This is a genomic window from Streptomyces sp. NPDC050658, from assembly GCF_044457025.1.
Lineage (GTDB): Bacteria > Actinomycetota > Actinomycetes > Streptomycetales > Streptomycetaceae > Streptomyces.
In genome coordinates this window covers 105196-126418 of sequence record NZ_JBITGM010000004.1, presented here as the reverse complement: position 1 = coordinate 126418, position 21223 = coordinate 105196, and the positions used below count along the sequence as shown (strand labels likewise).

Annotated in this window: 18 protein-coding genes and 1 pseudogene; 11 read left to right on the top strand and 8 right to left on the bottom strand. The window is 71.5% G+C overall.

Annotated features, from left to right (window positions below; translation table 11 throughout):
- Both ACIBKX_RS16180 and ACIBKX_RS16175 read right to left on the bottom strand, forming a co-directional pair.
- Positions 1–822: an endonuclease gene (locus ACIBKX_RS16180; protein ID WP_363274603.1), complete on the bottom strand. Its 822-nt coding sequence runs from the start codon at positions 820–822 to the stop codon at positions 1–3.
- A gap of 207 nt (positions 823–1029) precedes the next feature.
- Entirely contained in the window at positions 1030–1329 is a 300-nt protein-coding gene (locus tag ACIBKX_RS16175) for a TetR-like C-terminal domain-containing protein (protein WP_399375830.1), read from the bottom strand.
- Positions 1330–1365: 36 nt separating this feature from the next.
- Between ACIBKX_RS16175 and ACIBKX_RS16170 the strand changes: the two are divergent.
- Positions 1366–1758, top strand: a pseudogene (locus ACIBKX_RS16170) (aldehyde dehydrogenase family protein); the annotation flags it as partial.
- Here ACIBKX_RS16170 and ACIBKX_RS16165 read toward each other — a convergent pair.
- Positions 1751–2941: an acyl-CoA dehydrogenase family protein gene (locus tag ACIBKX_RS16165; protein WP_363274604.1), complete on the bottom strand. Its 1191-nt coding sequence runs from the start codon at positions 2939–2941 to the stop codon at positions 1751–1753. The pseudogene ACIBKX_RS16170 and the gene ACIBKX_RS16165 overlap by 8 nt on opposite strands.
- A 305-nt stretch (positions 2942–3246) precedes the next feature.
- Between ACIBKX_RS16165 and ACIBKX_RS16160 the strand changes: the two genes are divergently transcribed.
- Complete coding sequence (locus ACIBKX_RS16160; protein WP_363274606.1) at positions 3247–3468, top strand: hypothetical protein; 222 nt, start codon at positions 3247–3249, stop codon at positions 3466–3468.
- Here ACIBKX_RS16160 and ACIBKX_RS16155 read toward each other — a convergent pair.
- Both ACIBKX_RS16155 and ACIBKX_RS16150 read right to left on the bottom strand, forming a co-directional pair.
- A complete protein-coding gene (locus ACIBKX_RS16155) occupies positions 3465–3896 on the bottom strand; it encodes an SsgA family sporulation/cell division regulator (protein WP_363274607.1) in 432 nt (143 codons plus the stop codon). The genes ACIBKX_RS16160 and ACIBKX_RS16155 overlap by 4 nt on opposite strands.
- Positions 3897–4067: 171 nt before the next feature.
- Positions 4068–4526, bottom strand: coding sequence for an Rrf2 family transcriptional regulator (locus tag ACIBKX_RS16150; RefSeq protein WP_363274608.1), 459 nt, complete (start codon positions 4524–4526; stop codon positions 4068–4070).
- A 198-nt stretch (positions 4527–4724) separates the two neighbouring features.
- On the opposite strand from ACIBKX_RS16150, the gene ACIBKX_RS16145 reads away from it, so the two are divergent.
- From ACIBKX_RS16145 to ACIBKX_RS16105, 9 genes are all read left to right on the top strand, one after another.
- The gene (locus tag ACIBKX_RS16145) at positions 4725–5228 is read left to right on the top strand and encodes a hypothetical protein (protein WP_363274738.1); all 504 of its coding nucleotides are present in this window, start codon (positions 4725–4727) and stop codon (positions 5226–5228) included.
- On the top strand, positions 5198–6616 hold the full coding sequence (locus ACIBKX_RS16140) for a hypothetical protein (RefSeq protein WP_363274609.1): 1419 nt from the start codon (positions 5198–5200) through the stop codon (positions 6614–6616). Before ACIBKX_RS16145 ends, ACIBKX_RS16140 begins: the two co-directional genes overlap by 31 nt.
- Positions 6613–8058 (top strand): VWA domain-containing protein, encoded by a 1446-nt coding sequence (locus ACIBKX_RS16135; protein ID WP_363274610.1) that lies wholly within the window; start codon positions 6613–6615, stop codon positions 8056–8058. The genes ACIBKX_RS16140 and ACIBKX_RS16135 overlap by 4 nt, the downstream gene beginning before the upstream one ends.
- Before the next feature lie 94 nt (positions 8059–8152).
- On the top strand, positions 8153–9277 hold the full coding sequence (locus ACIBKX_RS16130) for an AAA family ATPase (protein WP_363274611.1): 1125 nt from the start codon (positions 8153–8155) through the stop codon (positions 9275–9277).
- Between the two features lie 11 nt (positions 9278–9288).
- Positions 9289–12132 carry a hypothetical protein gene (locus ACIBKX_RS16125; protein ID WP_363274612.1) on the top strand — a complete coding sequence of 948 codons (2844 nt, stop codon included), beginning with the start codon at positions 9289–9291 and terminating at the stop codon, positions 12130–12132.
- A gap of 387 nt (positions 12133–12519) precedes the next feature.
- Positions 12520–12744, top strand: a complete 225-nt coding sequence (locus ACIBKX_RS16120) for a type A2 lantipeptide (RefSeq protein ID WP_363274613.1) — start codon at positions 12520–12522, stop codon at positions 12742–12744.
- A 145-nt stretch (positions 12745–12889) separates the two neighbouring features.
- Complete coding sequence (locus ACIBKX_RS16115) at positions 12890–13696, top strand: HlyD family efflux transporter periplasmic adaptor subunit (protein ID WP_363274614.1); 807 nt, start codon at positions 12890–12892, stop codon at positions 13694–13696.
- Between the two features lie 22 nt (positions 13697–13718).
- Positions 13719–16007, top strand: a complete 2289-nt coding sequence (locus tag ACIBKX_RS16110) for an NHLP family bacteriocin export ABC transporter peptidase/permease/ATPase subunit (RefSeq protein ID WP_363274616.1) — start codon at positions 13719–13721, stop codon at positions 16005–16007.
- A gap of 1 nt (position 16008) precedes the next feature.
- On the top strand, positions 16009–18873 hold the full coding sequence (locus ACIBKX_RS16105; protein ID WP_363274617.1) for an NHLP bacteriocin export ABC transporter permease/ATPase subunit: 2865 nt from the start codon (positions 16009–16011) through the stop codon (positions 18871–18873).
- 22 nt (positions 18874–18895) lie between these two features.
- Here the strand turns inward: ACIBKX_RS16105 and ACIBKX_RS16100 are convergent, their stop codons facing one another.
- Genes ACIBKX_RS16100 through ACIBKX_RS16090 form a run of 3 tightly spaced genes read right to left on the bottom strand, consistent with a single transcriptional unit; the run spans position 18896 to position 21217 of the window.
- Positions 18896–19756, bottom strand: coding sequence for an alpha/beta hydrolase (locus ACIBKX_RS16100; RefSeq protein ID WP_363274618.1), 861 nt, complete (start codon positions 19754–19756; stop codon positions 18896–18898).
- On the bottom strand, positions 19756–20352 hold the full coding sequence (locus ACIBKX_RS16095; RefSeq protein ID WP_363274619.1) for a DinB family protein: 597 nt from the start codon (positions 20350–20352) through the stop codon (positions 19756–19758). Before ACIBKX_RS16095 ends, ACIBKX_RS16100 begins: the two co-directional genes overlap by 1 nt.
- Positions 20353–20356: 4 nt before the next feature.
- Positions 20357–21217, bottom strand: coding sequence for an STM4011 family radical SAM protein (locus ACIBKX_RS16090; RefSeq protein ID WP_363274620.1), 861 nt, complete (start codon positions 21215–21217; stop codon positions 20357–20359).
- Between the last annotated feature and the right edge of the window lie 6 nt (positions 21218–21223).

Genomic DNA, 21223 nt, shown 5'->3' with positions numbered 1-21223 from the left:
TCACCAGATCGCTTCGACCCACTCGGGGTGATCGATGAACGGGTTCCGGTTGTGCTGGAACTGGTCGAAGATGACTTCGTTCCGGTTCTTCTCGAACGCGTCCGGCGGGTCCTCGTCGCTCCACTGCTTGAGCACGGAGAGGCGTCCGATGGCGGGCGCGCTGCCGTTGCTCACCTTGTCGTTGGGCTCCAGGTCGGCGAAGCCGTCCTCGCCGTCGTAGCGCACGGCCATGTAGAGGATCATGCGGGCGACATCGCCCTTGACGGCGTCGCGGGGCTCGAAGGAGTCGGAGTCGGTGAAGTTGCCCGGCGCCTCGCCGACCTCGCTGCCGCCGTTGTCGAAGTCCTTGTTGCCGCGCGTGCTGTTGACCGACACGTCCTCGGGACGCAGATGGTGGATGTCGGTGCCCGGACCGGTCGCGGTGCCGAAGTCGCCGTGGGACTTCGCCCACACGTGCTCGCGGTTCCACTGGTCGGGGTCGCCGCCGTTGCTGCCCTTGCTCTGTGAGCGGCCGGCGTAGAGCAGGATCACGTTGCTGCTGTTGGCCGGGTCCTCGTCGGTGACCTTGAGCGCGTCCCAGACCTGGTCGTACGACAGCTTGGTCTGGTCGCTGATGATGGTGTGCAGGGCGCTCTTCAGCTCGGGTCCGGTCTTGCCGAGCGCGTCCTTGTAGTACGTGTCGTCCAGCGTGCCCGCCTGGGCCGCGGTCGGCGTGGGGGCCGAGGTCGTGGCGTCAGCGGCGGCCGGGACGGTGATCCCGACGAGAAGCGCGGCGGCCGTCATGGCCAGGGGTTTCCAGCGCCGTATGTGAGGGACCGGCATGTGGGGGTGTCCTCTCTCGGAGGCTCGTGCGGACCGCGGATCCCCTCCAACAGGACCCGCGGTCTACGCGAGTTGACAAGTGGGCCAACCGGAGAGTCGCACGGGCGGGCGCCTCACTGTATGAACGTTGTGCGTCGAACCTGTGACGATGTCATGGACGGGACAAGCGAAGTCCGGCTTCCGGGTGCGGGTGCGGGTGCGGGCGCGTCACGGGGAGACGCGTACGCCGTCGAGCACCGCCGCGACGGTCCGGCGGGCGAAGCCCTCGTCCGGCGGCATCCGGCGGAAGACCGCACGCAGCGAGACCGCGCCCGCGAGCAGGTCCATCAGCAGCATCGTGTCGGATTCCGGGGGCAGTTCGCCCCGCTCGACGGCCCGGTCGACCACCGTCTGCTCGCGGGCGAGCCGGTCGGCGAAAAAGTCCCTGATGTACGAGGCGAGGCCGGCGTCGCCGAGCGCCGCGCCGAGCACGGCGCGGGCGACGGCGCCGGAAGGCTCGTCGGTCAGCAGCCCGACGAGATGCTCGACCAGCTGCTCTAGGTCGCTCCCGTGATGCGCGACGAGATCTTCGGCCCGATCCTCCCGGTGCTCGCGCTGCCCGACCTGGACGCGGCCATCGCCTTCGTGAACGCCCGCGCGAAACCGCTCGCCGTGTACGCCTTCACTCCCCACCGGGAGACCAGGCGTCGACTGCCGGCCGAGACCTCGTCGGGAGCCGTCGGCTTCGGTCTCCCCAACGCCCATCTGACCCTGCCCGGACTGCCCTTAGGCGGGGTGGGGGAGAGCGGCATGGGCAGCTATCACGGCCGGCACTCGATCGAGACCTTCAGTCACACCAAGGCCGTACTCGACAAGCCGCTGCTCCCGGACACGGTCCGAGCGATCTACCCGCCATTCGCGTCCGCAAAGGAGAGACTGATCCGCCGCCTCATGTGACGTTGAGGTAGTGCTCGCCGATGTCACGCAGCCGGTGCGCCGCCGAGCCGTGGGCCGTCAGGGTGCGGGCGTTGCGCCAGAAGCGGTCGAGGCCGGGGTCGGCTGCGGGGGACGGGGCGTCGGCGGTGAGTTCCAGGACGCGGGTGGTGACGTGCAGCGCGGCGTCGGCCGTGACCGCCTCGGCCGCGCCGACGAGGAACGCCATGTCGGCGCGCTCGTCTGCGCCGAGCACCGGCCCGGCCGCCAGGCCCCGCGCGAGCGCGTCCGTGGCACGGTCCGCCACAGCTCCCGCAGTGTGCACGGCGGTCGCCAACTCGCCGTAGGCGAGAAGCAGATAGGGGTCGGCGGACGGTGGTGCGTACGTGCCGCCGCCGGTGTCCGGCGCCGAGTGGGGGCGCGGCAGGGCGCGGCTGATGTCGCGCGCCTCGGCCAGGGCACCCTCCGCGTTGCCGAGGCCCACCTGGACGAGCAGCAGACGGCGGGTGAGCGGCGCAAGCGCGGTGAACGGCGAGATCTCGTGCTCGTCGACGGGCACCCCGCCGAGCACTTGGTGCGCGGCCACCGGTACGTCGTCGTAACTGACACCGCCCGATCCGCTCAGCCGCTGGCCGAGCAGGTCGTGCGCCGGCTGCGTGGAGACGCCGGGGTGGGCCGGGTCGAGATGGACGACCACCCATTCACCGGTACTCGTGTCGCGCACGGTGTGGACGAGCCGGTCGGCGACGGCGACGCAGGCGGTCAGGGTGCGCCGGCCGTTCAGCACATAGCCGTCGGCGACCGGGGTGAGCGCGAGGCCGGTCCCCGTCCGCGCGTCCGGCAGTTCGGTGTCACCGCCCCAGAGCCACTGCTCCTGATGTGCGCGCAGTTCGAGCGCGGCGGCTTCCTCGGGCGTACCGAAGAGGCGTGGACTCCACGACAGGGCGTGGTGCTGGGCGAGGAGTTCGGCGACGGAGCTGTCCGCCGCCGCGATGTCCCTGACCGCCGTACACGCCGTGTGCCAGTCGCCGCCCCTGCCGTCGGGGCCGGGCGGCGTCAGGAGCGCGGGCAGTCCCGCCTCGCGCAGCCGGGAGACCTCGTCGAACGGCGGCTTGCCCGCGCGGTCGCGCAGCTCCGCGTCGACGGCGAGGTCGTCGGCGAGTTCCCGGACGACGCGGGGCGACGCGGAGCGGATCAGCGTTGTCACGGGGACGCCTCACAGATTCCTAGTTTCCCTACCTGATTGATAGGAATAGTGTGCGTGAACTCCCGTTGCGACAAGGGGGCGTTCAAGGGATGGACTCGGGTGTCTTGGAATGTGGGATTCGGGGCGGCTTTCGGCCAGGGGGCGGCGGCCGGCGGTGGCCTGCGGCGAGCGGCCGGCAGCCAGCGGCCGGCGGCTGGCGGTCAGCCGGAGGCGGCCGGCGGTCAACGGGTGGCGGGGCGCCGCTCGCATCGCGACCCGCCGAAATCCAGTTACGCGACCGCACCCCGACTGCCTAGCATCCGGACATGCCGAAACCCCACGGATTCGCCTATGAACAGCGTCCCGACTCCAGCGTGACGATCACGCACCACGGCCGCGCGGCGGGCACGCTGCGCGGTGCGCGCGCCGAGAAGTTCCTCGCCGAGGTCGAGTCGGGCGACGCCCAACTCGTCATGGCCCGCTGGACGGGCGCGTACAAGCACGGCAATGAACGCACCGCGCGCAACCACCCGCGCAACCGGCGTTAGACGGCCCTCGCCGGTTCGCGGCTGTGTCCGCTCTCGCGTCCGGCGGGCGAATTCCCCGCGGCGAGCGCGGTGTTCGTGTGCGCGAGGACGGCGTGTGTACGCAGCAGGAAACGGTGCAGGACCTGCGAGTCGAACCGGAGCGCGGCCGCGCCCGCCGGAGCGTGCAGCTCGACGAGCGTGCGGGCCTCCCCGGACGGCCGGACCCGCACCTGGCCGTGGCGGGTCGGCGCGGCGAGCCCCTCGGAGCGCAGGTCTCGCGGCAGTGACCAGGTGACGGCCTCGCCGTCGACCGTGACATGGGCCGGGAAGTCGAGATGGACGACGTCGGGTTCGGCGGTGCCGTAGCGCAGGAGGACGGGGACGGCGATCTCCTGGTCGGCCCGGGTGACCAGGCTTGCTCCAGCGGACGATTCCAGGGTGACGTGCACGCGTATGACTCCGAACTCGGGGGCGACAGCCGCTGCGGCCGATGCAGCAGAGAGCGGCCGGCGGTCCCGGCGTTACGCCACTTCGGCGATCTTCTTCTATGACCTGGGTCACGCACTGCGCGGCGGGCGTCTCCGGGGTCGCGTCGTCGTCTCAGCGGACGTGTCGCCGTCTCAGGGGTTCGTCCAGGCCGCGGGGTCCTCGGCGAGCGTCGTCACCTGGTCCGGCAGCCGGGCCGTGGCGACGTCGGCCAGTGAGACGCCCTCCAGGATCTGGCGGACGTTGGCGCGCAGGGCGATCCACAGGGGGAGCAGCGACTCGGCGGGACCGCTGTAGGACAGCTCCGGCGGGCGGACCCCGCGCACCGACACCAACGGGCCCTCCACCACGCGGATGACGTCCGCGATGCTGATGGAGTCGGCGGGCCGGGCCAGGCGGTAGCCGCCGTTGCCGCCGCGCTGGCTGAGCACGAGACCGCCGCGGCGCATGTCGTTGAGGATGCCCTCGAGGAACTTGTGCGGGATCTCCTGGGCGTCCGCGATGGCCTCGGCCTTGAGGGGGCCGTCGTCCTGGCACGCGGCGAGTTGCAGCGCGGCACGTACCGCGTAGTCCGCCCTGGCTGAGATCCGCATGGCCGCATTATGGTGCACCGCCCCGAACCCGCCGCATCACCCCTGGTCAGAGCGGTGGGATCGGGTGGGATCGATGAGCTTCCGATGCGGGCGATCAGCGTTGTCAGTGGTCGCCAGTAAGTTCGTTGATGTCCCGCCGAGCCGGCGTGGACGTCCCTTTGGCGTGGAGGAGTTGGTGTGGTGTCGGAGGTCTCAGAGGTGCCCGACTGGGAGAGGTCGAGCGCGGCGCGGGTGACGGCGCCCGCGCGGCCGCGCAAGCTCGCCAAGGTCCCGTTCGTCGAACTCGCCGACGGGCGCCTGCAAGGGGTGGTGTCCAGCGGTTCGGACATCGGGCGGGTCTATGTCTCGTCGGTCGCGGCGGGGACGTACGCATACGCGTGCAGCACCAACAACAACCGGCCCTGCGGCGGCGCGCGGGGTTCGTTCTGCAATCACATCAGGGCGCTGATCAACGAGTCGGTGCTGCAGTACGGCGCCGAGCGGGTCGCCCGCTATCTCAAGGTCGAGACCCCAGACGGCGAGCCGAGCGCGCACTCCCTCTCCTACAGGATGAGCGGCGCCCGCCCGCCGCAGGGGGACAGCAAGGCCGCGGCGACGGTCTTCAGCAGGCTCCTGCGTCACCTGGCCTATCTCGAACTGGCGCCGAGCACCGTGCCGTTGCCCGAGATGCAGTGGTTCCCGCCGGCCGGGGCGGTGGCGTGATGCGCGCCGACCTGCTCACCGAGCCCGCCGACGGACTCGACGAAGCCCTCGCTGCGGTCGACGCCTTCGACCGGGTCCTCGTCTCCGGGCTGCTGCGCCCGCAACCCGCCCAGGCCGCCGGTCTGTCGGAGCTGGCCCACGCCGTCGCCGCGTCGCCGCTGGCCGACCGGGTCGCCGAAGCCGCCGAGAAGGCCGGGTCCGGCGCCGCGGGCGAGGAGCACTTCGTCGCCCTCGCCGCCGCCCGCGGCGCACTCCTCGGCTCCGTCCACGACGCGCTGATCGCCCGCGTCGACGAGGCCACCGGCCGCCCCCGCACCGCGGAGCAGGCCCCCGCGCCCGGCGACCGGGAAGCGGCCAACGTCCTTGCCGCGGCCCGCGCCTGGCTGTCCGACCTGGCACGCGCGGGATGGCGGGGCATCGACCACGAGCTGGTCTCCGGAGCCGCCCAGATCGTCTCCGCGATGCTGCCGGACCCGGCGCTGCGCCGCCTGGCGACGCTCCTCGACGGATTCGCCGCCGAACTCGCCGCGTCCTGCCCCGGCGTGACCCTGGACCGCGTTCCGGTACGCCGCTGGGCCGACCTGTGGTCACGCGCGATGCTCCTGACCGTGCCGGGCGCGGCCGACGCCCCGACGGCCGGCACGGTCACCGGGCGCCTGCTGCCCCTCGGCGTGGACGTACAGGAACACGCGACGGCCGTGCAGGCCCAGGTGCACGCCGTGTTCGAACCCGCCGACGGGAGCACGCCCCGCCTGGTGCGGGCCAGCGTGTCCGCGCCGAAGCCCGACACGGTCGTCGGCGCCGGCCTCTGGCAGCTGCTCCGGCCCCACATGTCGCTCCTCGCGTCCTTCGGGGAAGGCCGCTCGACGGAGGTCACGGACATGCCCATCACCGCTGAGGGCGATCTCGTCTGGAGCGACGAGCAGGCCCGCCCGGGCGAGCCCGCCGACGCCTTCGCCACCGCCCGCGTCGCCCTGCCGACCGCCGCCGACGCGCCGACCGCGCCCCTGGACCGGCATCCGGCGCGCATCGCCGTCCCGGTCTTCCTTGAGGGGTACGCCGCCCAACAGGACGACGGCACACTGACGTTCACCCTGGCCGGGCACTCCCTGGTCGTCGACACCGACCGCGTGCCGACCGCCGGGCCGCTCACCCCCAAGGCCGTGGCCGCGTCCGGGGCGTGCATAGGGCTGCTGCGCTGGGACGCCGGGGCGTACCGGCTCCAGCCGCTGGCCGTCGAGACGACCGTACGGAAGAAGGTGCTCACGATTCACGCCGGCGGCTGGGCCGGCGGGACGACGGACAAGGCCGGGGTCAAGGCGGAGAAGGCCGCCACCGACGCCGTGGCCGTGCTGCGCGAGCGCGCGGGAAGGCTGCTGCGGAAATGACCGACGACGTGACCGCACCGGCACCTGAGGCGGACGCCGACGACAACCGCCGACAGGTCCTGTACTGGCGGCTCCTCGCCCGCCTCTTCGACCCCGAGGAGCAGCCCGCGCTGGAGTCGGCGAGCCTCGCCGTGGTCGAGGACATCGGACTGCCCGCAGCCCTCCTCGACCCGCAGGCCTCCGTCGACTCGGTCGTCCAGCGCCACCCGGAGCTGGCCGCGGAGTTCGACGGACTCATGACGCCCGACGCCGACGCCGCCGAGGACGCCGGGCGGGACAAGGCCGCCGAAGTGCGCCGCGCCGCCCTGGTGTCGAAGGCACTGCTCAATGTCTTCGCCACCGGCTCCGGCACGGTCACCGCGGGACAGCTGGCGCGCTGGCAGGCGGACGCGGGCTGGCTGGAGCGCGCGCTCGGCTGCAAGCCGGGCGATCTGCGCGGCGGCCGCGCGGGAGGCTCCGGGACCGGAGCCGGGGGAGGCGCGGCGGGACCCGGCGTCAGCCCGACCGGCACCGGCGGCGGGGGCACGACCCCCGACCTCAGCCGGCTGATCCCCGCGATCGGACCCGAACTCGGCTCCATCGAGGCCGACCTGGTCAAGCGCATGCAGCTGCGCGAGGTCCTCGCCGACCCCAAGCTCGCCTCACAGCTCACGCCGAGCATGTCGCTCATCGAGCAGCTGCTGCGGGACAAGAACAACCTGTCGGGCGTCGCCCTGACCAACGCCAAGGCGCTCATCCGCCGCTTCGTCGACGAGGTCGCCGAAGTCCTCCGCACCCAGGTGGAGAAGGCCACGGTCGGCCCTCTCGACCGGTCCGTGCCGCCCAAGCGGGTGTTCCGCAACCTCGACCTCGACCGCACGATCTGGAAGAACCTCACCAACTGGAGCCCGGAGGAGGAGCGGCTCTACGTAGACCGCCTCTACTACCGGCACACGGCCCGCAAGACGACACCCCAGCGCCTCGTCGTCGTCGTGGACCAGTCGGGCTCGATGGTCGACTCGATGGTGAACTGCACGATCCTGGCGTCCATCTTCGCCGGACTGCCGAAGGTCGACGTCCACCTCATCGCGTACGACACCCAGGCCCTCGACCTGACGCCCTGGGTCAAGGACCCCTTCGAGACGCTGCTGCGCACCCAGCTCGGCGGCGGCACCGACGGCACGGTCGCCATGGCGCTGGCCCAGCCGAAGATCGCCGAGCCGCGCAACACCGTCGTCGTCTGGATCTCCGACTTCTACGAATGGCGGTCCGAGCAGCTCTTCGAGAGCATGGCGGCCATCCACCGCTCGGGCGCCAAGTTCATCCCCGTCGGCTCGGTGACCAGCGCCGGACGCGGCAGCGTCAACCCGTGGTTCCGCGAGCGCTTCAAGGATCTCGGTACGCCCGTGCTGTCCGGCCACATCAAGAAGCTCGTCCACGAGCTCAAGTCGTTCCTCGCCTGACGCCGCGAGCACCACGACTTCACGTCCTGACGTCCTGACTTCCTGCTTCAGGACCCTCTTCCCTGCTTCAACTCCCTTCGAGGAAGGCCTTGCCATGTCCGATCTGTTGCGCGCCCCCGCCGAGCTCAAGTACGCCGAGGAGCTGGACTGGCTGGAGTCCGTGGACGACAGCCCCAAGCCCTTCTCCTGGCGGCTGTCCCCGAAGATGGTCCGCCTGTTCGTCCTCGGCTCGGAGCGTGCCGACGGCCTGGACCGGAAGATCTCGCAGAAGTGGTTCGGCGACCGCAGCTTCGTCGAGCGGTCCATCGTCACGCTGGCATCCGACCGCGGACTGCTCCTCATCGGCGACCCCGGCACCGGAAAGAGCTGGCTCGCCGAGCTGCTGTCCGCCGCGATCAGCCGCAACTCCACCCAGGTGGTGCAGGGCACGGCCGGCACCACCGAGGACCACATCAAGTACTCCTGGAACGTGTCCATGGTCATCGCCAAGGGCCAGTCGCGCGAGTCGATGATCCCCTCGCCGATCATGACGGCCATGGAGACCGGCACGATCGGCCGCTTCGAGGAGCTGACCCGCTCCACCAGCGACGTACAGGACGCGCTGATCTCGATCCTCTCGGAGAAGTACATCTCCGTGCCGGAGCTGGGCAGTGACCAGGACAGCGACAACATCGTGTTCGCCAAGCCCGGCTTCTCGATCATCGCCACCGCCAACAGCCGCGACCGCGGCGTCAACGACCTGTCGTCCGCGCTGAAGCGCCGCTTCAACTTCGTCCGCATCCCGGTGGTCACGAACAAGAAGAGCGAGACGGAGATCGTCCGCTTCCGCACCGAGGAGCTGCTGCGCCGCCATCAGATCGAGCTGGACGTGCCGCCGACGCTGCTCGACGTGCTCCTCCAGAGCTTCGCCGACCTGCGGGCGTCGTCGGCCGCCGCGGCGAGCGACGACGAGAAGCTGGAGTCCGCCCTGTCCACCGCCGAGCAGATCGGCGTACTGGAGGACGCGATCCTGCACAGCAACTTCTTCGGGGAGCGCGCCCTGACCGCGCACACGCTGGCCTCCTCGCTCGTCGGTTCGCTGGCCCGCCGTGAGCCCGAGGACCTCGCGATCCTGAACAAGTATCTGCACGGTGTGGTCGAGCCGCGCAGCAAGGAAGTGGGCGGTTCCTGGCCGGAGTTCCTCGAGGGCGGCCGCGACGCGATCGCGACCCTGTCGTGAGCGGGCCGCAGGTGAGCAACCGACCGACGACCACCCACGACGGCGGTTTCGAAGCACTCCGCGGGCAGTTGCAGGAAGCCGCCGCGACGTTCGCCGACGGGCCCGACGCCCTGGAGGGCATCCTGCTCGGCCTCGTCGACGACGTCGACCGCGCCGTGCGCGAGCCCCTGGAGATCTTCCCCGTCTGCCACCACTCGCCCGCGTCGGCCCTCGCGATGGCCCGCCGGCTGCGCGAGAAACAGCCGAAGGTCGTGTACGTCGAGCTGTGCGAGGACATGGCACCGCTCCTGACCGAACTGCGCAACTGCCGCCTCCCGGTGGCCGTCCAGGCGTTCGCGACCGACGTCGACGGGTTCCCGGCCGACTGGTCGCCGCTGTCGGTGGTCGCCCCGATCACCGAGGCATCGGCCGAGTACCAGGCGATCGCGTACGCCCTGGACACACCCGGCGTCGAGCTGGTCCTCGTCGACCGCTCGTCGGACCACGTCTTCCAGTGGGACAGATCGGGGACCTCCGCCGAGCGGGACGACGCGCACGACCCGGACGCGCCGCCCGCCGACGAGGAGGCCGCGCTGCACGGCGACGCGGTCGGCGTGGAGATCGGCGACCTGCGGCCGCGCTTCGCCGAGCTGGAGGAGCATCTGCTGCGGCACGGCCGGGTGCGGCACTGGTCGGAGTGGTGGCACCAGTACGTGGAACTGCCGCTCGGCGACAGCGACCACGACACCTACCGCCAGGTGATGCTCCTGATCGGCAGTCTCTTCCGCCGACTGGCGCCCGGTGACCCGCACCGGGTCCGGGTCGACGAGGACCGCGAGCGGTACATGTGGACCAGGATGCGCGAGCACCTGGCCGCGACCGGCACCGATCCCGCGGACTGCCTCTATGTGTGCGGCGCGTTCCACGCGGCGAGCCGGGTCGCGGAGTTCGGCGTCGACGGCACCGACACGTTCGAGATCAGCCCGCGCAGCGCCACCAAGTGGCAGCACGGCCTGATCCCGTCGAGCCACGCGGCGATCGAGGCGCAGTTCGGCCTCGCCGCCGGATCGGTGTCCATCGCGGCGACGGTCTGGGCGAAGAACCTCAGGCGCACCCGCGTGGAGCCGTTCCGCCTCGCGGGGCAGGCGGGTACGAAGAAGTCGCGGGCCAAGAAGACGGCCGCCGCGCAGCCTCCCGTGCCGACCATCGAACAGGACGCGCCCACCGACAAGCTGACCGGATTCCTGCGGCAGCCGCCCGTCCTGGACCGGCTCGACGAGGCGGAACTGCTCGGCTGGTCCGTGGAGATCGTGCGGGCCGCTCGGCGCAACGGCTATCTCGCCTCCACCGCGGACGCCATCGCGGTGTTCGAGACGTCGATCCTGCTGGCCGGGATGCGCGACCGCGCCAGGCCCACTCCGTACGACTTCCAGGACGCCGCCGTCACCTGCATCGAGAAGGACGCGGTGCCCGGCCGGCGCGACGTACGCCGTCTCGTCGAGATCATGATGGGCGGCGACCGGATCGGCCAGGTCGGCTACGACGCGCTGCCGCCGCTGGCCCGCGACGTGCACGACCGGCTCGCCCCGCTCAACCTGCCGCTCCACAAGCGCGGAGTGCAGCGCGCGCTCCTCGACATCGCGGGGCAGCCGGAGCTGGAGCCGTGCTCCGACCTGCTGTGGATGCTGCGCCATCTGATGCCGCACGGCGCCGCCCGGCCCATCATGGGCGAGCGCAAGCTGGGGGAGCGGCCCATCCAGGAGTCCTGGGACCTCGCCCTCGGCACCCACCAGCGCGCGCTCATCGAGCTCGGCTACGAGGGCGTCAGCATCGAGCAGGTACTGGAACAGCGGCTGCGCCGCGCCGCGTACGCCCCGCAGGCCACCGCGGCGACCGTCCTGCGGGCGGTGGAGGACGCGACGCTCTATCTGCGCAGCCGCCGCCTCGCCGACGAGCTGGGCAACCGCGCCCTGGAGGTCCTCGCGGCCGAACGCAGCGTGGACGGCGCGCCGGAGGTGCTGCGCCGGGTGCGCCGACTGCTCGCCCACTACCGCACCAGCGAGCCGGTGCTCCCGCCGTGGATCGAGTCCTTCGCGAAGACGGGGTACGCGCACTACTGCACGCTGCTGCCGACGGCCTTCGCCGACGAGGACGCCACGGTGCGGCAGGTGGCGGCGACGCTGGGCTTCCTCTTCAGCATGGAGAGCCTGGCCCTCTCGCTCGGCTGCGACCGGACACAACTGGAGCTGGCGGTCGCCCAGTCGCACCCCCGGGACCCGTCGAAGACGGCGCTGCTGTGGGCGGCGCAGACCCAGCTCGGCCGGCTCTCCCGGGCGGACCTGCGCGCCAGATGCGACGAACTCCTCGGCAACCCCCTGGTGGTGCCCGCCTATCCGCGCTACCTCAGCGGCTTCGTGCACGCCCTGGAGCCGGTGCCCGGCCTCACGGACTTCGTCGTGGAGGCGGTGTCCAACGCGTTCGGCCGGCTGCCGGACCCGGTCCTGCTGCCGTGGCTCCCGACGCTGATCACCACACTCCGGGCGACCGGCACGGACCTGGCCCCGCTCCTGATCCGCGAGGCAGGCCGCATCTTCCCGGGCAGGCTCGACGCGCTGGACGCGTGGGTGCCGCCGTGGCTCGCCCAGCCGGAGCCGGTGTCCGTGCGCGCGCAGGGACGTACGGACGCGGGGAACACGGACGCGGGGAAGGGGAGCGCGCTGCTGGCCGCCCACCCGGCGACCTGTGACGCGCTGGCGGATCTGCTGGGCTGCGAAGGGACTTGGCAGTCGGCGGTTCCCGTCCGGCGGGGCGCGGAACTGGTCGACCGCCATCCGGAGACGGCGGCGGCACTGGCGCAGCTGCTGGCGCATGCCTGACGCCTGATGCCTGATCCGTGACGCCTTCAATAAACCTGCACATCGAATACCCAGTCCAGTCACGGTATTCAGCGGGAGCTTCACGCAAAGCCGTGTGTATGAACCATAGATCAGGCGCTTTTAGGTCGGGAGTGTCCGCTTTGTTGAAGGGAGTCCCGCGGACCGCCCGATTTCCTCCTGTGAAGCTTGTGAAGGAGCTGCCATTACACGGTGAACATGCCTGCACGCAGCGGTGATTCGTCGTCGCAAGCGCCGCCGGGGGACGTCCGGACGATTGGATGTGCGACATGCGAACGTGCTTTGATCCTGCCCATGCGGAATTCGCGGTTTGGGTTCCGCATTCTTAGAAACATTTTTGCAACATCCCCATGAGAAGGGCAGTTCATCATGAACGTCACCCCCGTCGAGACCCTCGAGATTTCCGACGCCGACCTCGACAACGTCTCCGGTGGCCTCGTCGCCGGTGTCGCGGGCAACCTCACCAGCACCGTTGACTCCATCGCCCCGGTCTCCGGCGTCGTCGCCGGCGTCGTCGGCACGGTCGAGGGTGCCACCGGCCTGAACACCGGTGCCGTCACGGGCCTGGCCTCCGGCCTGACCGCCGGTCTCTGAGTCACCAGCACACAGAGACAGCTTGATTCGTGAGCCCCGGGACCACAGGTTCCGGGGCTCACGGACGCCACAGGCACAGCCACAGGCACCGATGAGGCACAGCCACAGGCACAGACACAGCCACAGGCAAGGTAGGTAGCGTTCCGTGCAGTTCCGCCAACAGGCCCTGTCCAAGCTGCAGTCGCCCGAGGAACTCGACCTGCCGGTGCGCTACGCACGCCCCCAGGGCCTGCTCGTCCTCGCCGTCACCCTCGTCGTCATGGCCGCCGCGAGCGTCTGGGCGGTGACCGGATCGGTCTCCTCGACCCTGAAGGCACCCGGCATCCTCACCCACGGCCAGGGCAGTTACGTCCTGCAGAGCCCCGTCACCGGACAGGTCACCCAGGTCCTCGCCGAAGAGGGCAAACGGATCGCCGCCGGCGCCCCCGTGCTCAAGGTCCGTACAGAACAAGGGGACAAGGTCGTCCGCGCCATCGCCGCGGGCCGCGTCAACGCCCTCGTCGCCAGGATCGGCACCGTCGTCACCACCGGCGCCGACGTCGCGACGGTCGAGCGCGTATCCGGCAGCGACGACCCGCTCCTCGCCATGATCTACGTCCCCGCCGACAGCGCCGCCACCGTACCCGTCGGTGCCAAGGTGGACCTCACCGTGCAGTCCGTGCCCACACAGCAGTACGGAGTGCTGCGCGGACATGTGAAGGCCATCGGCCGCGGCGCGCAGAGCGCCCAGAAGATCACCGGATTCCTCGGCGACAAGGAACTGGCCGAGCAGTTCACCCAGGACGGGCCGCCCGTCGCGGTCCTCGTCCGGCTCGACCGCTCCGCCGCCACCAAGTCCGGCTACGCCTGGTCGTCCAAGGGCGGACCGCCCTTCGCGCTCGACTCCATGACCCTGGCCACCGGCGCCTTCCACCTCGCCGAGCAGCGCCCGATCGACTGGCTGCTTCCGTGACCGCATCCGATTGGCTGCTCCCGTGACCGCACCGCCCCCCTCCCCGGCCCACCAGCAGCAACTGCCGCCCCCCGGCGGGCGCCGCAGGCACCGCCCCGAGCCCCCGCAGCGCGGCCGCCGCCGGGCCGCCGCCCCGCGCCCCGCGTCCAAGGGCGAGCGGCAGAAGACCGTCCGCACCCCCACCGTCCTGCAGATGGAGGCCGTGGAGTGCGGCGCCGCCGCCCTCGCCATGGTCCTCGCGCACTACGGCCGGCACGTCCCCCTGGAGGAGCTGCGCATCGCGTGCGGCGTCTCCCGCGACGGCTCACGCGCCAGCAACCTGCTGAAGGCGGCGCGCAGTTACGGCCTCACCGCCAAGGGCATGCAGATGGAGCCGGCCGCGCTCGCCGAGGTCAAGGCGCCCGCGATCCTGTTCTGGGAGTTCAACCACTACGTCGTGTACGACGGCTCCGGGCGCCGTCTCGGCCGCCGCGGCGTCTTCATCAACGACCCCGACAAGGGCCGCCGTTTCGTGCCCGCCGAGGACTTCGACACCAGCTTCACCGGCGTCGTCCTGGTCCTCGAACCCGGCGACGACTTCCGCCCCGGAGGCCGCAGGCCCGGCATCATGAAGGCGCTCCCGGCCCGCCTGCGCGGCACCACCGGCACCATGCTCGCCGCACTCCTGGCCAGCCTGCTCCTGGTGGCGGTCGGCGCGGCGCTGCCCGCGCTCAGCCGGACGTACATCGACCTGTTCCTGATAGGTGATCAGACCTCACTGCTCGGAGCGCTGTTCGCGTCCATGGGGGCGATGGTCGCACTCACCGTGGTCCTCACCTGGCTGCAACAGGCGAATCTGCTGCGCGGCCGGATCATCTCCTCCACCCTCAGCAGCGCCCGCTTCCTGCGCCATCTGCTGCGCCTGCCCGTCACGTTCTACGCCCAGCGCAGCCCCGCCGACCTCGTGCAACGCCTCGCGTCGAACGACGCCGTCGCCGAGACCCTGGCCCGCGACCTCACCGCCGCCGGGGTCGACGGCATCGTCGTACTCCTCTACGCGGCCCTCCTGTGGACGTACGACCCACAACTCACGCTCGTGGGAGTGGGAATCGCCCTGCTGAACATCGTGGCGATGCGCGTCGTCATCCGGCTGCGCGCCACCGGCACCCAGAAGCTGCGCGCCGACAGCGCCAAGCTCACCAACACCTCGTACACCGGCCTGCAGTTGATCGAGACGATGAAGGCCACCGGCGGCGAGAACGGCTACTTCCGCAGGTGGGCCGGCCAGCACGCCACCACCCTCGAGGAGCAGCAGCGCCTCGGCGTGCCGAGCGCCTGGCTCGGCATCGTCGCGCCGACCCTCGCGACCCTCAACAGCGCGCTGATCCTGTGGATCGGCGGACTGCGCGCCGTGGAAGGACATCTGTCGATCGGCCTGCTCGTCGCCTTCCAGGCCCTCGTCACGCGCTTCACCGCGCCGATCACCCGGCTCAACGGCGTCGCGGGCCGCATCCAGGACTTCGCCGCCGACGTCGCCCGCCTCAAGGACGTCGAGAACTTCCCCGTCGACGGCCTCTACTCGCGCCCCGAACCGGCCGCGAGCACCCGCCGCCTCAAGGGCCACGTCACCCTCGACGACATCACCTTCGGCTACAGCCCCCTGGACAAGCCGCTGCTCACCGGCTTCTCGCTGTCCGTGGGACCCGGCCAGCAGGTCGCCCTCGTCGGCGGCTCCGGCAGCGGCAAGTCGACCGTGTCCCGGCTGATATCCGGGCTCTACAGCCCCTGGGAAGGCACCATCCGCATCGACGGACAGCGCCTGGAGGACATTGCGCGCGGCGCGCTCGCCGCGTCCGTCTCCTTCGTCGACCAGGACGTCTTCCTCTTCGAGGGCACCATCCGCGACAACGTCGCGCTGTGGGACCCCTCCATCCCGGACGACGCCGTCGTCGCCGCCCTCAAGGACGCCTGTCTGTACGAGATCGTCGCCCGTAGGCCCGGCGGCATCCACGGCCGTGTGGAGCAGGACGGCCGCAACTTCTCCGGCGGCCAGCGCCAGCGCCTGGAGATCGCCCGCGCCCTGGTCCGCCGCCCCAGCATCCTCGTGCTCGACGAGGTGACCAGCGCCCTGGACGCCGAGACCGAGCAGGTCATCATCGACAACCTGCGCCGCCGCGGCTGCGCCTGCGTCGTCATCGCCCACCGGCTGAGCACCGTCCGCGACAGCGACGAGATCGTCGTGCTCGACCACGGCTCGGTCGTCGAGCGCGGCCGCCACGAACACCTCGTCGCCGCCGGCGGACCCTACGCCGACCTGGTCAAGGAGCACTGAGGTGAGCTCGGTACCGGAGCAGTACACGCACACGACGTACGGCGACGACGCGGTCGCCGCCGCCTTCGGCTCGCTCGGCACGCCCGCCGACTGCTCGGGCCTGCGCAGCGTCCACCTCGAAGGGCCGCAGGTGCTCTGGCTCGTCGTGGCCGGCGCCCTCGACCTGTTCGCGGTCGACGCCGTCCAGCAGGGCCACTGGCACTTCCTCGGCCGCCTCGAACCGGGCACCCTCCTGCTCGGCCCGGTCGAGGGCCCGCAGCACACCCTGGTCGGCCGCCCCCTCCAGGGCTGCGAGCTGCGCCGGATCTCGCTGCGCGAGCTGTACCGCCCCGACTACGGCGACACCTGGGCGTACGAGCAGCAGTTCCCCACCCAGTACGACACCCAGGACCAGGCCCTGAGCCTGCTCGAGCACGCCTTCGCGCTCGGCATCGGACGCAGCCACCGGGTGCTCTTCGAGGCGCCGCTCGACGGCCGCACCACCGGCGACGACGTGGTGACCGACGAGGACATCCTCTGGATGCCCGTCGCGCCGGGCAGCGTCCAGTACGGCGCCGCCTACAGCGCGGAGGCCGCCGGCGACCTGCTCGTCGACACCGCCATGTGGCAGCGCATGGTCAACCAGCAGTACCGGCTGCTCTCCACGCTCGACCGCTGGATCGAACGCCTGGAGCGCGCCCACGAGGACCGCACGGCCGCCGGCATCAAGGCGGGCGAGACGGTCCGCGAACAGGCCGACCGGACGCTGATCGCCTCCATCGGCCGCTCCGGGAAGGGCGGTACGCGCCGTACCGCGTCCCAGGGCGGCGACGACATGACGTACGCGGCCTGCCGCCTCGTCGCCGAAGCGGCGGGGATCAAGCTGGCCGCCCCGGCGGAGAGCGGCGCGGTCAGCGACCGGATCGACCCGGTGGAGCAGGTCGCGGTGGCCTCGCGGATCCGCACCCGTGGCGTACGGCTCGACGGGCGCTGGTGGCGGGAGAACGCGGGGCCGCTCGTCGGGCACCGCGCCGCGAGCGGCGCGCCGGTCGCGCTGCTGTGGCGGCGCGGCGGCTATGAGTCGGTGCATCCGACCTCCGGGCGGCGCACGCGCGTCGACGAGGACAACGCGGAGGAGTTCGAACCGGGGGCCGTCATGTTCTACCGGCCGCTGCCGGACCGGCCGTTGACGCCGTTGGGCCTGTTCCGCTTCTCGCTGCGGGGCACCGGCACCGACGTACGCAATCTGGCGATCGCGGGTCTGGTGACGGTCGCGATCGGGGCGCTGGTGCCGATCGCGACGGGTCAGGTGCTCGGCGTGTACGTCCCGAACGCCGAGAAGAGCCTCATCGTCCAGGTCTCCCTCGCCGTGATGATCACCAGCATCGTCTCGGCGGCCTTCATGCTGCTGCAGAACCTCACCATCCTGCGGATGGAGGGACGCATGGAGAGCGCCCTGCAACCGGCCGTCTGGGACCGCCTGTTGAGGCTGCCGACCCGCTTCTTCGCCTCCCGCTCCACCGGCGAACTGGCGAGCGCGGCGATGGGCGTCAGCGCGATCCGCCGGGTCCTCTCGGGCATCGGCCCCGTGGCGCTCCAGTCGGGCACGGTCGGCGCGATGAACCTCGTCCTGCTGCTCTGCTACAGCGTCCCCCTCGCCCTGGCCGCGCTCGGCATGCTGGCCGTGATCGCCGCGGTGTTCCTCTCCCTGGGCCTGTGGGAACTGCGCTGGCAGCGGCGCCTGGTCGAACTCGGCAACAAGCTCAACAACCAGGCGTTCCAGACCCTGCGCGGACTGCCCAAGCTGCGCGTCGCGGGTGCGGAGAGCTTCGCGTACGCCGCGTGGGCGGGGGAGTTCGCGCACAGCCGCGAGCTGCAGCAGCGCGCGGGCCGCATCAAGAACCTGACGACCGTCCTCAACGCCGTCTATCTGCCGCTCTGCACGCTGATCATGTTCGTGCTCCTCGCGGGCCCGGCGCGCGGCAGCCTCACGGCGGGGGAGTTCCTCACCTTCAGCACCGCCGTGACGATGCTCCTCACCTCCGTCACCCAGCTCACCGGGGCGCTGATCTCGGCGGCCGCGGTCCTCCCCATGTTCGAGCAGATCAAGCCGGTGCTCGACGAGGCCCCGGAGGTGCGCGGCGCGAGCACCCAGCCCGGCGAACTCCAGGGCGAGATCGAGGCGCGCGGCGTCTCCTTCCGGTACACCGACGACGGCCCCCTGGTCCTCGACGACGTCTCCGTGGCGATCCGGCCCGGCGAGTTCGTGGCGATCGTCGGCCCGAGCGGCTGCGGCAAGTCGACGCTGCTCCGCCTGCTCATCGGCTTCGACAAGCCCGTCGCGGGCAGTGTTCTGTACGACGGCCAGGACCTCGCCGCCCTCGACCAGGCCGCCGTACGCCGCCAGTGCGGAGTCGTTCTGCAGAACGCGCAGCCGCTCACCGGCTCCATCCTGGACTGCATCTGCGGCGCCGAGACGTTCACGCAGGAGGAGGCCTGGGAGGCGGCGGCCATGGCGGGCCTCGCCGAGGACATCAAGCGCATGCCGATGGGCCTGCACACGATGATCTCCGGCGGGGGAGCGGTCTCGGGCGGTCAGCGCCAGCGGCTGATGATCGCCCAGGCGCTGATCCGCCGCCCGCGTGTGCTCTTCTTCGACGAGGCGACCAGCGCCCTGGACAACGAGACACAGCGCACGGTCATCGACAGCACCCGCGCCCTGAACGCCACCAGGGTCGTCATCGCCCACCGCCTGTCCACCGTCCTGGACGCGGACCGGGTGATCGTCATGTCCGAAGGGCGTGTCGTCCAACAGGGGCCGCCCGCACAGTTGTTGGCGGACACGGGGGGACGGCTGCATGAGCTGGTGCGCCGTCAGCTGAGCTGACGCGCTCCCGCAGGCGTGTGCCTCAGCCGCTCACCGCCTGCACGAAACGCCGAAGGTGCCCCCGCACGGCCTCCGGCCGCTCCAGCCAGGGCTCGTGCCCGGCGTCCGTGATCCGCGTCAGCGGCAGCGCGAGCCGGTGCGCCAACGCCTCGAGCGCCGCCAGTGGCCGGGGATCGTCGGCCCCGCCGAGCAGCTCCGTGTGCGCGGGCAGGCAGGCGCGCAGCTCCGCGAGGCGCGCGTCGAGCGGGTCCGCGTGCAGCTCCGCGCCCAGCTCGCCGTTCATGGCCCAGTTGACGGGGCGCCGCCGCCGGGCGTCCCGCGCGGCCCACTGCCACCCGCGCCCCGGATCGGAGTGGTCGGTGAACCAGGACAGCGCGAGCAGCTCGATCTCCTGCTCCTCCGTACGGTGCAAAACCTCCTGAAGGGCCCGGCGCCGCTCCTGCTGCGCCGCCGACATGCGCCGGCCGCGCTCCGCCCGGTACCCGGCACGCCAGTCGCCCACGAACGGCCCGCACATGAGCAGCGCCCCGGCAACCCGGTCGGCGTGCGCGAGGCAGAACCGGCTCGCCAGGTCGGCGCCGTACGAGTGCCCGATCAGCACGGCCTCGGGCGCCTGCCACGCGTCGAGCAGCTCGGCGAGATCGGCGACATGCCGGGCGAGCGAATGGCGGCCCCGCCACCCGGACCGGCCCGTGCCCCGCTGGTCGTACCGGTACACGGGCGTCAGGTCCGCGATCATGGGGGCGACATCGCCGAGATGGTCCGGCAGTCCCGGACCGCCGTGCAGCAGGACCACCGGTGGCCGCCGCGTCGCCGTGTCCCCCAGCGCCGTCCAGTGCAGCTCCGCCCCGTCGCTCGTCGTGGCGAGGCCCTGTGTCTCCATCAGCGCGCCGCTCGGTCGGCGTCCTTGGCCGCCTGCTCCAGGCGGTCCCGGTGCTTCTGCCACCACGCGGGGTCGTCCGAGGGCATGTTGTCGTTGCCGTCGTTCATCCCCACGGCGCCGTCCATGAGTTCCCTGATGATGTCGGCGTGCCCGGCATGGCGGTGCGTGTCGGCGATCACGCGGACCACGGCATGGTGCAACGTGATCTCGGCCTTGCCGGCGGGCCACCACGGCACCCTGCCGACCGTCTCCAGGTGCAGTGCGTCGAGCGTCGCGTCCGCGTGCGCCCAAGCCCTGCGGTACAGCCCCACGATCTGCTCGCGCGATTCGTCGGCGGTGACCCACATGTCCGCGTTGGCCTCGGCGTCCGGCCCGACCCAGGGGAGCGACTCCCCGGAGGGGCGACCGAAGGTGTCGCCGAGGTAGCCGAGTTCTACGGTCGCCACATGCTTCACCAGGCCGAGGAGATTGGTGCCGGTCGGCGTGTGCGGGCGGCGGACGTCGTACTCGCAGAGCCCTTCGAGCTTCCAGAGCAGGGCATCACGGGCGGACTGCAGATAGCGGTGCAGGTCGGCCTTGGGATCCAGTTCGTTCATGGCGTCAGTGTGCCTCTCGCGTGATCTTTTGGGGGATGCGCTCCAGGACACCGCCCGCGAAGACGTCGTACAACGGCAGCGTCTCCAGGTGCACATAGCCGATGTGGCAGTCGCACACGGCGAGCGGGCAGGCGCGCGGCTCCAGCGCGCGGCGGTACGAACCGTCGTACAGATTGCCCAGTTCGGCGCGGACGAAATGGCAGCGGCGGACCGTGCCGTCGCCGTCCACGGAGACGACCGATTCGCCGGTACGACAGGGCAGTCCCGCCGAGCGGTGCGGGTGCCGGCTGTAGGGGAACAGCGGGTCGATCGCCGTCCACCGGTCGGCCTCGGCGTCCGTGTAGGTGTGCCCCTCCGCCGCGTTCACCCAGAGGTAGACCTCCCCGGGCAGCGCGGACCGCAGCCTGCGGGCGTCGTCGAGATGCTCCGCCATGCCGACCACGCCGACACTGAACCGCACGCCCCGCTCGGCCAGTTGACGCGTCTTGGCGAGGAAGCGGTCGTACGGTGTCTGGCCCGGGTGGTACGTGCACCACAGCGCTACCGTGTCCAGATCGGCGTCCGCCAGCCAGTCCGTGCGGCAGCTGAGATTGGTCTGGACGGCCACCCGGTCGATGTGCCGCTCATGGGACAGCTCGACCAGCGCCCGCCGGTACCAGGAGCGGACCAGACCCTCGCCCCACGGGGTGAACAGGACGGAGAGCCGGTCCTCCGTCTGCTCCTTCGCCCAGCCCGAGAAGCGCTCCAGGGCCGCGCGGTCGGCGCGCAACTGGGCCGCGCTGTCACGGCGCTTGGCGAACGGGCAGTACGGACAGTCGTAGTCGCACGACGCCAGCGGGCCGCGGTACAGGATCGTCAGGTCCATGGCCGC